Origin of the sequence: Alistipes onderdonkii, assembly GCF_025145285.1 — a bacterium.
GTDB lineage: Bacteria > Bacteroidota > Bacteroidia > Bacteroidales > Rikenellaceae > Alistipes > Alistipes onderdonkii.
In genome coordinates this window covers 989089-1004051 of sequence record NZ_CP102251.1, presented here as the reverse complement: position 1 = coordinate 1004051, position 14963 = coordinate 989089, and the positions used below count along the sequence as shown (strand labels likewise).

Here is a 14963-nt window from a genome sequence, read left to right as displayed (position 1 = left end):
GCGGCTATTCCATGTAAAATACTTCCGGCAGATCGACCGAGACGGGCGAGTTGTCCGGGTTGACGTCGATTATATCCGCCATATAATCCCACCACCTGCGCACCAGTTCGTTGGCGCCCATCTGCTGGGATCCGGTTTCCCCTCTGTTCTTCTGCACGCCTACCAGCGTGTTGGTGTCCCGATCCAGGAAGATCGAATAGTCGTATATGCCTTCCTGCCTCAACTGCCGTTCCAGCTCCGGCCATATCTTTTCATGCCGTCTGCGGTACTCCTCTTCCATGCCCGGTTTCAGATACATTTTAAAGGCTTTTGATCTCATGACGTCGAATCTTTTAAACAAAAATAATCCAAATACAGGCTCCCATGCGTGGGTGAAATGATACTAAGATAGGGGTAAATGACCCATATGCGGAGCCGGTTTGAACCTGTGCGTTCCCAGCGTTTCCCGCCGGAGCCGGAGCCTTCGGGGCCGGTGATGCGGCTTGTAGCGCGGGGATGGATTTTCAAGCGGGCCTGTCGGTGGCATTGTAAAAATCATATGATTCTTTTCCAACACCGACTTTTGAGCTTTGTCCCGAACGGATTTTTGGAGTATGTAATACGCCTGGCGATACCTATGACGAAATCTTCCGGAACGAACCCTAAATAGCGGCAATCCTTAGAATTGACTACATTGTCGCCGCAGAAGAAATAATAGTTTTTCCGGAATTCGTATGTCGAGACCGCTTCGCCGTTGAGCCGCGGGAGGTTCCCGTCGCAGGTCAGCTCCCCGCCTGTTTCATATTCCACGACAAGTCGGTACAGCTCATAGTTCAGTGAGTCGAGTTCGATCCTGTCGCCGGCACGGGGAATATATAGAGGTCCCATATTTTTGATCGTCCACCCGTAGCGCCGGTCATCGAAAGGGAAGGCGCGCAGTACATTGGGCGGTAACGACGAATCCGGCATCGCAGCCAGCCGTCCCTGTTCTCCGGCATCGCCGATAATCCCCTTGTAGCGATTATTGCAAAAATACCCGTTCCGGATGGCAATGCTGTCGCCGGGTGTCCCGACACAACGTTTGGCATAGACATAGTTGATCCGGAACTCTATGCGATCCCGGTCGTACCCGTGCGGGGCATTGAAGACCACCACGTCATTGACATGCACCCCTCTGAGGCCGGGTATGCGGAACGAACGGAGCGGAACACCCTGCCGGAACTCGAGTTTGCTGTAAATGCGGCTCCCGGCGAGCAGTTTATTGACCAGGATCCGATCCCCGGGCAACAAGGTCGGCATCATCGATTCCGACGGGACGACGAACTGGTCGCAGATGAAAATCCGCAGGAGCAGCCATCCCGCGAAAAGCATGCAGGCGCTTGCGGATATCCAAAAGATATAGTTGAAAACCCGTCGCATATTACTCCCGTATTTCGTCCGCAGGGGACATGCCGAACAATTTGAGCAGCTCTGCCTGCATCTCCCGTGTTTGCACCGATTCGACCTTGGGCTTATGCGCAACGACCCGGCGTGCCGCGGCGTATGCCTTTTCCGTCTGTCCGTCTGCGAGGTAGAGTTTGGCAAGCAGATAGAGCGGATAAACCCGATCCGGAATCATATGGTGCGCATGCAGGTAAGCTTCCTCGGCTGCCGCGACATCCCCCAGCATTTCGTAATTCCGCCCCGCGATATTCCAGAACATCGGGTCGCTGCTGATCCGCATGCCCTCGCAGAGAATTTCGTTGCTCTGCCGGTAGTCGCCCGTTTTGTGCAGCGCATAGCCATAGTCGTATAAAAACCGGAAGTCGCCCTGCAGGGCGTCATGGTGACGGGGCCCGTCTTCGACCAGGTAGTCGTACCTCCCTGAATTCGGCCAGACGCGAACCTCGCTCCATTGCCGCCGGGCTTCCACACGGCGGGCATAGCGGCTGTACAATCCCGTCCAGCATACGAGACATCCCGCAAGTGCCAGCAACACGACGACATGCCCCCGCCCGGGGATCGGGACAACCCGTTTCGAGCACGTCCCGGCAAGCAATACGACGAACAGCAGCCGCAATGGCAACACGTCCCACGGATAGGAGAAGCAGGCGAAAACTGCCGCTGCCAGCAGCCCGTAACCGAAGGGCGCGCCGCGCCTGAGCTGGCTCACGATTGCGCTTCCCGTTATCAGCAACAGCAACACAAGGCCTACTGCCCCAGTTTCCGCCCCGGTCTGCAGGAATTCGTTGAATCCCGCTTCGGGGCATCCGGCGACCTGGGTCTCGGCTTTCGAACGCTCTTCCGAGGCGAAGTAACGTGCCTGCTCTTCGCCGAATGCGCCTGCGAAATTTCCGATCCCGGCCCCGCAGAGCGGATGGCGGAGCATGATCCGCGTATCGATTTTCCACATCAGCAGGCGTCCCTCGGCCGAAGGACGCTTGATATGGTATGCCCCGGCGCCGATGCCCGCAAGGAGCAGTACAGCCAGACCCGAAAGCACCCCCACGCGCAATGGATGCGCACGGGATATGCGTCGGAAGCGATCCCTGACATTCCACTCCCGGAATGCGAACGCCCCGCAGCCCGCGGCGACGGCGATCAGCGCGGCCCTGCTCATCGACGCCGGGAGGACTACGACCGTCATGAGCGCCGCGCCCCAGCCGAGCAGGTAAGGCGCCACGCCCCAGCCGAGCAGGTAAGGCGCCACGCCCCACAGCAGGACGCCCGAACGCAGGCGCCGCAGCGAGCCCCACGTTCGCAATGCCCGTTCGGCGAACCGGTATCTGGCGACACAAGCCGCGGCGCATACGAATACGGGGGCGATGAACCCCGCATAGGGGCCCGGGTTGAAAAGCGTGCCGGTTATTTTGAACAGTCCGTGGTTCGACTGCGCGAATCCGTAGATCTGGCGTATGCCGACCCATGCCTCGTAGATGCCCAGCAGGCACAATAGCAGGAGCAGGAGCGTCGTCGTCCGCCGTTCGGCCGTAAAGACAATCCGCAAGGCGACATAGATCATCGCGGCCTGCAACAGCTCGTCATACCTGACCGCCGAAGCCAACCCGGGCCACAGGAACCGGCCTGCCGTGACCCAACCCAGGTATAAGACTGCATATATATCCGTACGGTTCACATACAGACGAGGCCGGTAGCACAGACAGTAGCAGGCCGCCAGGGCCGTCAGGGCCGCGGTTGCCCGCAGGGACGGGAGGATATTTCCGTGCAACTCCTGTACGGGCATGTCGAGCGCCGGGACGAGCAGGAACCAGCAGGCGGCCGCCAACAGAAACGCCAGCAGACAACGCAGGAACGGATGGGGGCGCCGTATCATGACAGGTTGCCGGTTTTACGACCCATCGGCAGGAAGATCGGCAGATAGACGACCAGCGCTACGATCGAGAACAACGTCCCGCTGATGGCGGCCATGGCGAATGCGAACCAGAAAACCTCCTCGGGGCCGTCGTACAGGAAGGGCACCAAGCCCAGCACGGTCGACACGATGGTGAGCATGATGGGAATGATCTTGTGGTTATACGCCTTCAGGTAGAGCCGGATCCCGTGCTGGTGCGAAACATCGGCCCAGTTGTTCTGCTCGTTGATCAGGTAGATGCCGGCGTTGACGACAATGCCGCACAAGAGGACGAAAGCGGCGAACCCGCCCTGGTCGAAGACGAAATCCGACCAGCCGAACGTGAGGAACACCCCGATGAACGAGATGGGGATCATCAGGATGATTACGACGGGTTTGCGCAGGGATTCGAAGATGACGGCGCACATGCTGTATATTATCGCCACGACCAGCAGGATGAGCCACACCTGCTGTTGTTTCTCCTCCTGCCAGAATCCGGACGACGGCGAGTCGGCCCGGAACCCGATGGGCAGGATCTCCTCGTTGAATTGCTTGACGGTACGTTCGATCAGCCGTCGCCCCAGTTCGTACGAGCCGATGAAATCGTACCCGACCAATATCTGGTACGACTGCCTGTCGCGGCGGATGGAGACGCCCGTACGCTGTTTTTCGATGGAACCGACTGCCGAGAGCTTCGTTTGCCGCGAGCCGAGGCGCACCTGGGCATTGGCCACATGCCAGCGGTCGAAGCGGTCGCGGTCGCCCGATTCGAGCACGACCTGCTGGAGTTCCTCGCCGGTATAAACCGGCGACAGCCGCTCTTTGAAGAGCATCGTGCTGAGAATCCCGTAATAGTCGGCCACATCGAGCCCTGCGGCGGCGATTCGCTCGCCGTCGTAGCGGATGTTGAATTCGTTGTGGGGCAGCGACCAGGCGTTACCGTCCATTATTTCGGGGTTGGAGACGCGGCGGTTGCGGGACAGGGAGTCGATCAGGGCATCGGCATAGGCCGACAGCTGGTCGTAATTGTAGCCTTTGAGCCGAAACTGGTTCGAGCGGTAGTTGTTGACGACGTTGTTGTTGAACGAGTTGTCGTCGATGCCCCGGATGTACCAGGTCGCACCGCCGAAATTGATCGCCGCGGAGGTGAGCTCCTGTTTGAGCATCGCCGGGAACGGGCCGTTTTCGAATTCGGGTTTGAACGTGATCTCGATTTGCGCATTGTCGTAGGAGGTAATGCGCGTGCGGAACATGTCGACCTGGTCGAAACGGCTGATGTAGTTTTCCATATGCCGCACAACCTCGTTGAGCTGCTGGACGGTACACCCTTCGGCCATTCCCGCGTTGACATAAAGGCGTTTTTGTTCCGGCGTGCGGAAATTATTGTACCGGTTGGTCGCGGTGCGGAACAGGTGCAGCGACGACCCGAAGACTTTGTCGATCTGGAGCCGGTGCTCGGAGACAGCCTGGCTTCCCATGACGCTGTTGTAGGCGTTGGCCCATGCCGAGGGCTTCCCGTCCTTGCCTTCGGCGATCTTGTCCGGCAGCAGGAATGTCGGGATGCCGAACCCCCAGACCAGTGCCGCGATGAAGATCCAGCGGTGCCTGCGCCCCCAGGCGATGAACCGCCCATACCCGTGTGAAAACCGCACGATGAGCCTTCGCCGGCGCACGGACGACACCGTCATGCTGCGCCTCAGCGGAAATTTATCGAGCAACGACGGCACGAACAGCAGCGCGATGAGCAGGGATACGGCCAGGTTGACGACGATCACCAGTGAAAAGTCAGTCAGGTTGGCCTGCTGCTCTTCGGGCAGCAGCCAGACGATTCCCAACGCGCCGATTGTCGTCAGCAGCGCTCCGAGGATGGAGACGAATACCCGGCGGTCGCGGTAGTAGCTGTAATGGTCGACCATGATGATCGACGTGTCGATGATGATACCCAGCGAGACTGTAATCCCGGCGAGCGTATAGATATGGATGTCCAGCCGGAGCAGGTTATAGAAAACCACGGCGATCAGGATATTGACCACGAGCGTTACCGTGATGATCAGCAGGTAGCGGAAATCCCGGCTGACCAGATAGACGAACAACAGCAGGATGGCTACGCAGAGCAGCGTGCGGAGGTAGATTTTATGCAGTTCCCCCGAGACGTACTGCGAAGCGTCGTAGGTCAGCGTCGCGGACAGTTCGGCCGGGAAGGAGGCTTGAAGGCGCTGCATCTCCGCCTTGACCGAAGAGGCGACCTGAAGGATGTTCGTGTGAGGCTCGCCGACCACCGAGAGGTTGATCGTATTGAGGCCGTTGATGCGGAAATAGCTCGCCGGGAGCGCTTCGCGCCAGCGTGCAGTGGCGAAATCGCGCAGGTAGTAGATGCGGCCGTTGCGGTGCGCGACGGGAATATCCCCGAAGTCGAGCCCGGCACGGTTGCGGAGCTTCAGTACGACGCTCCGCTCGCTGCCGTCGGCTTGCGGGAGCGTCGTCATCCCGACCACGTCGCTGCGGAAATAATTCCGGAATGCCAGGGCGAGATCCGTGGCCGTGATCCCGGCGGCCTCCATTGCCTTGGGGTCGAACGTGACGACCCATTCGAAGGGGGTGACACCCGACAACACGACCCGCCCGACCCCCTCGACCTGCGACAGCGGGGTCGAGACGTGGGCCGTCACATACTCTTCGATGCGTTCGGAGGGCAGGTCGGCCTTGATCGTATAGACCAGCGTCTCGGATTCGCGGCTGCCGGAGGCGGCGAGTGAAATATAGGGATAGGAGATTTCCTGCGGCAATTTGGCATAGAGATTCCGGATCGCCGATGCGACCTCGAAGCGGGCGGCTTCCATATCCGTTCCCTTGCGGAATGCGACCGAGATGTTGCCGTAGCCTTTGGCCGAACGGGAAGAGACGTTCTCGCACCCCGCGACGGTCGACATGGCGCCTTCGATACGCGAGGTGGCGCTCTGCTCGATCAGGCGTGCCGAGGCATCCGGCCATGAGAAATAGAGGTCGATCCTCCGCTCGGCTGCCGACGGCGTATACTGGATATTGAGCATGGGCAGCATGGCCGCCCCGATGACCGCCAGCGCCGCCATGATCAGCAGCACCGAAAATGCGGGGATCCCTCTCCGCGACGGGGATATGGGGCGCGGGACGTTCATCGGCGGGGTCTGTAAATCTCGTAATAGGCCAGCGGGATGAAGAATACGCTCACCAGCGTACCCACAATCATGCCGCTGATGATGGTCAGCGACATCGGGAGCTGTAGGTCGGAACCCATGTCGCCGTGGGACAGGAACGGCGCTACGGCCAGGATCGTCGTGAGCGAGGTCATGACGATGGCTTTCAGGCGCCGCCGCCCGGCCTCCATGATGGCGTGTTTGAGCGCCATGCCCTCCCGTCGCAGCGTATTGATGGTGTCGATCTTGAGGATCGAGTCGTTGATCACGATGCCGCAGACCACGATCAGCCCGATCATCGACATCAGGTTGAGCGTCTGCCCGAATACCCAGAGGACGACGAGTGCCCCGAAAAGGTCGATGACGATTTCCGAGAGGATGATCCATGGCTGGACGAGCGATTCGAACTGTGCAGCCAGGATGAAGAAAAGCAGCAGCAGGGCCACGGCAAGCACCCCGATGAGCTGCCCCACCATGCCGCGGTTCGAGAAATAGCTGCCGCTGAAGCTCACCTCGAAATGTTCGTCTTCCGCCACACAGCCCCGGATCGCGCCGATGACGGCCGGGACATCCTTGGCCCGGGGTGCGAGGTCGAGCGGGTAATAGTTACCCTCGGCTCCGGCCACAACGTGCTTCAGGTCGCGGGTCATTGTCTGGCGCATCAGGATGCCGACCGGGATTTCGGCCTCGGTGGTGCGGATGAACGTATTGCCGAGCAGATCGTCCAGACTGCGCAGGTCGTTGCCGATCACCACCGGCAGCGATTCATCGCCCGTAGTGACCGTGAAGAGCGTATTCTCGTTGAGCGCATTGCGCAGCGTGGCTATGAGGTCGTTGTAGGTCACGCCGTACAACGCCATCTGTTCGGGTTGTGCGATGTAGAGGATGTCCTCCTGCATGGCGACCGGCGGGATTTCCTGCCCGGGCAGCGTATCCTGTATGCGGTCGAGCAGCTGCTGCAACTGTTCCGGGTCGGCACTGTGCCCGGTCGTCGAGCGCAGGCGTGCGGTGAGCACGGCTTCACGCTCGGCGAAGATCATGTCGAAGACGTTGCCCGAAACGCCGAACGAACAGCGGGCCACAGGGGCGTTCTCCGCCAGATAGCCGCGGATGGCATCCTGAACGGGTGCCACGTCGTCCGGTTCATGGCACTTGAGGTAGACCGTCGCCTCGGCCACTCCGTTCTCCTCGGTGTGCGAAAGGACAAACTGCTGGACGCCCGCCATGACCGTGGATTGGAGAATGCGGTCACCCAGCGAGGCGACGAGGTTTTCCGTCCTGCGTGCATTCTCTTCGGCCGAGATGCGGTCGTTCCAGTCGATGCGGACTAACATGTCGCTGTAGGTCATCGCCGGCAGCCGCTCCTTGTCGATGCTCCGGAAGAGGAGTGCAAGCCCCAGTATCGAGATCGCATAAATACCCCACATCAGCCCGCGGCGGCGGAAAAACCATTTCAGGATGGCGTCGTACCCGTCGATGACCCGGTCGAAGGAGAAGAACGCGAGCCACGGCGTAGGCCGGAAAGCCTGCTGCCGGCTGTACCACCAGCGGTAATAAACCGGCAGTAACGTGACGGAGACCCCGTAGGCGACGAACAGCGTGATGGCTACGGCCATGGCCTGGTCGTAGAAGAGCGCCCCGGCCATGCCGTTGAGGAAGATCAGCGGGACGAATACCGCGCAGGTCGTCAGCACGGACGACAGCATAGGAACCATGACTTCCTTGGTGCCCTGCGTGACGGCCCCGGCCAGCTGCTCCCCGCGTATCCAGCGGGCTGTGATGTTGTCGATGACGATGATCGAATTGTCGACCATCATACCGATGCCCAGCACCAGTCCCGACAGGGAGATGATGTTGATCGAGATATGCAACAGGTAGAAAACCAGGATCGAGATGATCAGCGTCACGGGAATGGTCAGGATCACCAGCATCGGCGACTTCATGTCGCGCATGAAAAAGAAGATGATGACGCAGGCCAGCAATGCCCCCGTGATGATGTTGTTTATCAGGTTCGAAATCGAATAGTCGAGCAGTTCGGTCTGGTCGCGCGTGACGGTGAACTCCACGTCCGGATAGTCGTAGCGGAACTGCCGGAGTTGCTTGTCGAGCTCGTCCTTGAGCTTCGACATGCGGGCATCCGCCTGCTTGACGACCGCCAGCGACACGGTGTTGCGGCCGTCCGAAAATACCATGCCCTGCCGTTTGCGGGGGTGCTCGACGATCGTGGCCAGTTCTTTGAGGCGGAACAACCGGCCGTTGATTTTCAGAAAAATATCCTCTATATCCTTCCGGCCGTTTATCGCCGACTGGAATTTCACGTTGTACTGGTATTCCCCGTCCCGGATGACAAGGCTCCCCAGCGTTACGTTCGCCCGGCGCAGCGCCCCCTCGACGGCGGCCATGGTGATGCCCGCCTGGCGGAGTTTCGCCTCGTCGGGGATAACCAGCAGTTCCGGGGCAACGGTGCCGCTCAGGTCGACCATGGCTACCTCGGGCAACTGCTCGATGCGTTTGGTGATGACCTGCGAGGCAAAACGGCTCAGCGCCGCGAACCGGTCGGATACGGGATGCCGTTCGTCCCGGTGCCCGGTCGGTTGATCCCCCCGTACGGTGAGGTTGATATAGAAGGCCGGGATGTCGGTGACGCTCGCCTTGATTACCTTCGGGCGCTCCACGTCGCGGGGCAGGGAGGTCGTCGAACGGTCGATCTTCTCGTTCACTTCGATGAACAGGTAGTCGATGTCCGAGCCCTGTTCGAAGGTCAGGCGGATAATGCCGTTTCCTTCGCGGGCCTCGCTGCGCAGGTCGGTCAACTGCGACAACTGGATGAGTTGTTGCCGCAGCGGGGTGATGACGGTTTCATCCAGCTGCCGGGCCGAAAGCCCCTGTGCGGGGATCTGCACCGTGATATACGGCGCGTCGACGTCCGGCACGAGCGACACAGGCAGCAGGCGGCTGCTGACAATGCCCAGGATGAGCAGGACGACGGCGATCATCGTCACGGCGATAGGCCGGTCGAGAAGTTTGCGTAACATGGGTGCGGTGTTATTGTTCCCTGCCGAGCGAGACCTCCGAGCCGTCGGCCAGATTCAGGTTCCCCGAGACGATCACCAGGTCGCCGGGGTTGAGCTCCGCCCCGCGATCCAGATTCGCTTCGACCACATACTCCCGGCTGTTGGCCAGCGAAGTATGTACGTAAGTCCATTGCGCCCGGCCGTCTTTGTAGCGGAAGAGTACCTCGAGATTGTCGCGGATGACCACCGCGCTCTTCGGCACGACCAGTTGCCCAGGCACCTTTTGCCGCACAGCCACCCGGACGTTCATCCCGTCGGCCAGCGTGCCGTCGTTGACGACCTCGGCATCGACCTGCACCTGTCCGTGCACATCGACCGAAGGGTTGATCGCCGTAATGCGTCCTTTCACCTCCTTGCGCAGGTCGGCGAACGGGCTGACGCCGATCTCCTGCCCCGGGCTGAGCAGCCCGTATTCGGATTCGAGGACAGAGAAGCGGACGTTCAGCCGGCTGTCGTCCAACAGGGTGCAGAATTCGCCTTTCGATTTCTCATAGACCTGTTGTTCCACATCGGCGACCTTTCCCGCAAAGGGAGCCCGCAGGGTACAGTGAGCCAGGCTGCGGCGGGCGCTGAGCAGCGATGCCGTGGCATCGGCATACCCCGAGCGGATGCGTGCCAGCTGCATGACCCCGGCCGGAGGGGTGACCGTGTCGCCGGCCTGATACCCCTGTCCGACCAATACGTCGTAAAACCCCAGCCGCGCCTTGTCCAATGCCAGCTGCGCCTTGTGCAGCTGAAGGGCGTAGTCGCTCGTATCGATGCGGGCGATCGGCTCCCCGGCGCCTACGCGGGATCCGTTCTTCGCATCGATCGCCGCGATTGTCCCCGAAACCTCGAAGGAGAGCGTGCTGCGCTTCGAGGCTGCCAGCCGTCCGTTGCTGATCAGCTCCCGCATGAAGTCGCGCCTTTGCAGCGTATCCACCGTGACTTCGTTGTGTTCGATACGGTGCTGCATGCGATCCTGTGCCGCATCGGTCTTTGCGTTCTTCGTTTTGCCGCAGCCCGCGAGGAGCGCTGCACAAAGCAGATAAAGGTAGTGTTGTTTCATGGCAAGGGTTATTCTTCGATGAGGCGGTCGAACTCGACGCTGATATCGGTGTGGGAAATGAAGTCGTAGAGGGTTTTGCGGCGCAGCGAGTAGTAGTAGTTCCAGAAATCGGCCAGCGCCGACACGTAGGTCTGGCTGGCCTGGTCTTTTTCGGTCTGCGCCGTATTCATGTCCGTAACCGACACCGTGCCCCGCCGGAAATTCTCCATCGCCATGGCATAGCGGCTTTCAGCGACCTCCCGTGCCCGGGCGGCCACGACGCATTGGTTCCGCTGGTTGTGGAATTGTTCGATGAGCGTATAGATTGTGTGCCGGTAATCGGTTTCGTCCTGCTCGATCTGGTTGCGCACCATGTCGGCCCTCGCCTTGGCCATGCGGACGCGGCCCTTGCCCATGCCCCAGTCGAAAAGCGGGATGGAAAACTGAAGTCCGATGACCTCCTGGTCGAGCAGGTTCGAATAGGCCGTCCGGAACTCTTCGCCGGTTTGGGACAACCCGAACCGGGCATTTATCGTGGCCGTAGCGCCCCGTTCGGCCTTGGCCTGGGCGATGCCTGCCTCGGCGTTGAGCGCTCGCAGTTGGTTGCCGGCATTGAACGACGAGTTTTCCAGCGCCTTGTCCAGTACGGTCACATAGTCGATCTCGATGGCGGGGATTTGCTCGTCGAGCACCGGGTCTATATCGACGTTCTCGCTGTAACGCAGGTAAGAGTTGAACCTCATGCGCTGCTCGCGGACTGCCAGTGCCGTGTCGTTGATCGCCAGGCTGTCGTTGAGCATGCGCAGTTGCAACTGGAGCAGCTCGTCGTTGGTGATGCTCCCCAGTTTGAGCCGTTCTTCGGCTATGGAATAGAGGGATTTGGTATTGCCGTAGTTCTTGACGGCGATGGTATGCCTGGTTTTGCTCAGCAGCAAGCTGAAATAGTAGCTCACGGCCTGCACCGTAATGTCCTCCATGGCTTCGATGTAGGTGCGTTTGGCCAGTTCGTACTCTTTCGGGGCGATCTTCTTATTCCATTTGAAGCTGTTGTAGGCAAAGAGAGGCTGGGTGTAGGAAAGCGTGATGGGCTGTGAATAATAGGATTTAGACTCCTTGGGGGCGAACTGGTCGAGGCGGTTGAGCGACGAGTAAAGCCTGAGGGTGCCGCCCGTCAGGGTGATATTCTGCTGGATGGCAAGCCCCAGTGTGTTTTGCAGGTTGTAGTTCTCCAGATAACGCATCTCCCCGGTGTCGTAATCCTGCAACAGGCGCAGCGAACGGTCGAAACTCAGCACCTCGCCGCTCAGGTTGAGCGACGGAAGCCGGCTTGCCTGGTAGGAACGGAACGACCAGTACGAGGAGAGAAACGTATATTTGGCGACCATCGCGGCGATCGAATGGTTTTGCGCCGAATAGATCGCCTTGTCGAGCGTCAGGCGGAGTTGTATCTGCTGCGATTCCTGTGGCGCAATTGCCGAACTCTGCGACCGTGCCGCTGCGGGGAGTATGGTTCCTGCGACGACGATTAATATCTTTCGTATGATCTCCGGTATCATAGGCTTGTTTTGGTGTTAGGAGATGGATCGAGTTGCGGAATTTCAGGGGGCATATGTCACTGTCCCGGAAAGGAGTGGGAACGACGCTCTGCAGTGTCGCGGGGCGGAGTATTCAAGTTCGAAGTGTGAATAACTGTTTCCAGCGACTTGCAGACGGATCCTTATCTCGGACGATGGTTTCGGCAACAGGTATGCAAAGGGTGGCAAACATGGGCTGTTTGTTTAAATTGGAGAGATGATTTCATTAATTTATTTACTATATAAAGTGGGTGTCGGTTATCAAATTTAAGCAGAATAATATTATTTGACAAATATTTTCTTAATTATTATCGTGTAACCTTTTTTAATTGTCGTGTCATAAGAAATATAGTTGTTGCTATAGTCATTTCAACGTATACGCAACCACGATCGGGTTGTCGCTCTCCTTCGAACACTCCAGCAGGCTTTTGATCTTGGGGCTCAGGTTTTTCCTGTATTCTTCGGGGATTTGCGGCGAACAGGTGCCGAAAAACGTATCGCCGTAGACGGCTATCGGTTGTCGGATAATTTCATGGACAATTGCATCTTCATCCACATTGGCAGTATCCCATGCAAACACTATGTCGGTTCTTTTATCCCAAAAATAAGGTCTGGGGGTAATATATTCCTCCCATTTGTGGGCTATTTCAAAAGAAGCATAACTTTCCCCATCAAGAAATTTACCCGCATATCTTGTGTAGTTGTTCTGCTTGATTAACTTATCTACTTCCAGAGGGGGTATTTTTTGGTTATAAAGATTCCATATGCTCTTCTTTTGGTGGATCACATATTTAGGTGATACTATGGATACAGACATAAATTGGTAAACAGTATCGGAGTAGACTGGAGTAAACAAAAGCTTTCCATCGCAGTCATAAGTGAAACTGTTGACTGCAAAATTGTTGTCTTGCAGAGGTGTCGGGGCGAATCCTTTGTAAAGGACGGAGTCTTTGTCGGAAACGAGAATCGCCCAGTTTTCGTCGTCGTTGAAATCCTGTCCGGGAATTTGAAGGTTTATGGATAGGCTGTCGATACGTGCCAAATAGCAGTTCGCTATTCCCTTTTCCCTCCGTAGGAATGTCCCGTCATCGGTGGAATAATAAAGGTAGGAGCGGGCCAGCGCGTCATTTACAAGTATTTCATTCCGGATGGTGTCGACTTGCATATCCCAGATACTAATGTATTCTTTGGGCCCCCGGCCTTTGTTCTTGATGCGGAACAACAATTTGCCTGTTTTGTCGAATACAAAAATTTGCTGAGCCGCAAAAGAATCCATTATGAAGATTTTATCGTTTGTAACGATCATTTTGTCTATTACACCGACGGGCTCGGATGAATCCAGTTTTATGTAGTCGATCGATTTGACCATATCGAGCATTTCATCCATGCCGATAACTCTGGCATTATCGGCCCGAATCGGGTGCGGAGTGTCGTGGGTGATTTTAATAATTTTCGTGTCGGACAGTTCTAATGCCCTGCTGTCGTTTTGTGGCTGGGCTCCGCATGCCCAGATCAAGGCGGTTAAAATAATGGCGGTTAGTTGTTTCATGTGGTTTTCTAATAATATGGAACCAAGAGTTTCTGCGGCTATTTCAGCGTATACAAAGCTAATATGGGGTTATCGCCCTCGTTCGAATTGTCCAGTAATTTTTTGAGTCGGGGATTAAATAGGTATCTGTATTCTTTTGGTATTCCTACTGTGGGGGAGATGCTGACGAATGTGTTCCCGTAAACGGCCTTCGGATGGCCGATAAGATCTCGTATTGGCGACGGGATACCTTCATCCCATTTGTAAATGATATTATTCCGTTTATCCCAAAAATGGGGTTTCACTCCAACATACTCTTTATACTTACTATCGAGAGTAAAGAACACATGGGTTCCCGTCGCAATAAAATCGGTACCACTTCTCGTGTAATTGTTTTCTTTAATCCGCTGACGTATTTCCAATGCCGTTAATTTTTCATTATAAAGTTTCCATATGCTTTTCTCCTGGCATATCACATATTTCGCATAGGCAGTTGCCGGGGACGTGAACTGGTAAATGGTATCGGAGTAGACCGGAGTATATAGTAGGCTTCCGTCATTATCCCTGTAAAAACTGTTGACTATATAATCGCCTTCCTGGATCGGTTTAAATTCGAACCCTTTATAGATTACCGAATCTTTATCGGTAATGAGTATCGCCCAGTTTTCCTCATCATTAAAATCTTGTCCGTTGTTTTGGAGATTTACGTATAGGCTGTCGATACGTGCTACATAACAATTTGCAATGCCTTTTTCCCTGCGGATAAACTGTCCGTCATCGGCGGAAAAATAGAGATACGATCGCGCAAGGGCGTCGTTCAGCAGGATTTCATTCCGAATTGTGTCGACCTGCATATCCCAGATACTAATGTATTCCTTCGGCCCCCGGCCTTTATTTTTGATACGGAATAATAACTTACCGGTTTTGTTAAATACAAAGATTTGCTGTGCAATGTGAGCATCCAGTATAAAAATTTTGTCTCTGGTTACGACCATTTTTGAGATTTCACCGATGGGTTCGGATGAATCCAACTTTAAGTAATCGACCTGTCCGACCATATTGAGCAACTCAGCCGTGCTGATGATTTTGGCATTGTCGGCCCGGATCAGGTGCGGAGTGCCGGGCATGATATGAATTGAGTCTACATCAGACAGTTCCAATGCCGGGCTGTTTTTTAGTTGCGTGGTTCCGCAGGCGGCGCAGAATAGGGCGGCTATAATTGTGGCTGTTAGTTGCTTCATATGCTTTCTTATTTGGTCTTCTGCTTGGGTGTTTTT

Annotated in this window: 9 protein-coding genes; all 9 read right to left on the bottom strand. The window is 56.7% G+C overall.

All coding sequences use genetic code 11. The features are described from left to right. Nucleotides 1-4 precede the first annotated feature (4 nt). A complete protein-coding gene (gene rhaM / locus NQ559_RS04330) occupies nucleotides 5-319 on the bottom strand; it encodes an L-rhamnose mutarotase (protein ID WP_026318669.1) in 315 nt (104 codons plus the stop codon). A gap of 215 nt (nucleotides 320-534) precedes the next feature. Beyond that, nucleotides 535-1398, bottom strand: a complete 864-nt coding sequence (lepB, locus tag NQ559_RS04325; protein ID WP_018697456.1) for a signal peptidase I — start codon at nucleotides 1396-1398, stop codon at nucleotides 535-537. 1 nt (nucleotide 1399) lies between these two features. After that, on the bottom strand, nucleotides 1400-3292 hold the full coding sequence (locus NQ559_RS04320; RefSeq protein WP_018697455.1) for an O-antigen ligase family protein: 1893 nt from the start codon (nucleotides 3290-3292) through the stop codon (nucleotides 1400-1402). Continuing rightward, nucleotides 3289-6465, bottom strand: coding sequence for an efflux RND transporter permease subunit (locus tag NQ559_RS04315; RefSeq protein WP_018697454.1), 3177 nt, complete (start codon nucleotides 6463-6465; stop codon nucleotides 3289-3291). The genes NQ559_RS04320 and NQ559_RS04315 overlap by 4 nt, the downstream gene beginning before the upstream one ends. Then, nucleotides 6462-9518: an efflux RND transporter permease subunit gene (locus NQ559_RS04310; RefSeq protein ID WP_018697453.1), complete on the bottom strand. Its 3057-nt coding sequence runs from the start codon at nucleotides 9516-9518 to the stop codon at nucleotides 6462-6464. The genes NQ559_RS04315 and NQ559_RS04310 overlap by 4 nt, the downstream gene beginning before the upstream one ends. 10 nt (nucleotides 9519-9528) lie before the next feature. Next, nucleotides 9529-10605 carry an efflux RND transporter periplasmic adaptor subunit gene (locus NQ559_RS04305; protein ID WP_018697452.1) on the bottom strand — a complete coding sequence of 359 codons (1077 nt, stop codon included), beginning with the start codon at nucleotides 10603-10605 and terminating at the stop codon, nucleotides 9529-9531. Between the two features lie 8 nt (nucleotides 10606-10613). Continuing rightward, on the bottom strand, nucleotides 10614-12140 hold the full coding sequence (locus NQ559_RS04300) for a TolC family protein (protein WP_018697451.1): 1527 nt from the start codon (nucleotides 12138-12140) through the stop codon (nucleotides 10614-10616). A 382-nt stretch (nucleotides 12141-12522) separates the two neighbouring features. Then, nucleotides 12523-13707, bottom strand: a complete 1185-nt coding sequence (locus NQ559_RS04295; protein ID WP_259805241.1) for a DUF4934 domain-containing protein — start codon at nucleotides 13705-13707, stop codon at nucleotides 12523-12525. 38 nt (nucleotides 13708-13745) lie between these two features. Beyond that, nucleotides 13746-14927, bottom strand: coding sequence for a DUF4934 domain-containing protein (locus NQ559_RS04290; RefSeq protein WP_018697577.1), 1182 nt, complete (start codon nucleotides 14925-14927; stop codon nucleotides 13746-13748). Nucleotides 14928-14963 lie beyond the last annotated feature (36 nt).

Excerpts from the sequence above, each read along its gene's own strand:
- NQ559_RS04305 (WP_018697452.1), bottom strand. The coding sequence starts at position 10,605 with ATGAAACAACACTACCTTTATCTGCTTTGTGCAGCGCTCCTCGCGGGC.
- NQ559_RS04320 (WP_018697455.1), bottom strand. The coding sequence starts at position 3,292 with ATGATACGGCGCCCCCATCCGTTCCTGCGTTGTCTGCTGGCGTTTCTG.
- lepB (WP_018697456.1), bottom strand. The coding sequence starts at position 1,398 with ATGCGACGGGTTTTCAACTATATCTTTTGGATATCCGCAAGCGCCTGC.
- NQ559_RS04295 (WP_259805241.1), bottom strand. The coding sequence starts at position 13,707 with ATGAAACAACTAACCGCCATTATTTTAACCGCCTTGATCTGGGCATGC.
- rhaM (WP_026318669.1), bottom strand. The coding sequence starts at position 319 with ATGAGATCAAAAGCCTTTAAAATGTATCTGAAACCGGGCATGGAAGAG.
- NQ559_RS04310 (WP_018697453.1), bottom strand. The coding sequence starts at position 9,518 with ATGTTACGCAAACTTCTCGACCGGCCTATCGCCGTGACGATGATCGCC.
- NQ559_RS04300 (WP_018697451.1), bottom strand. The coding sequence starts at position 12,140 with ATGATACCGGAGATCATACGAAAGATATTAATCGTCGTCGCAGGAACC.
- NQ559_RS04315 (WP_018697454.1), bottom strand. The coding sequence starts at position 6,465 with ATGAACGTCCCGCGCCCCATATCCCCGTCGCGGAGAGGGATCCCCGCA.
- NQ559_RS04290 (WP_018697577.1), bottom strand. The coding sequence starts at position 14,927 with ATGAAGCAACTAACAGCCACAATTATAGCCGCCCTATTCTGCGCCGCC.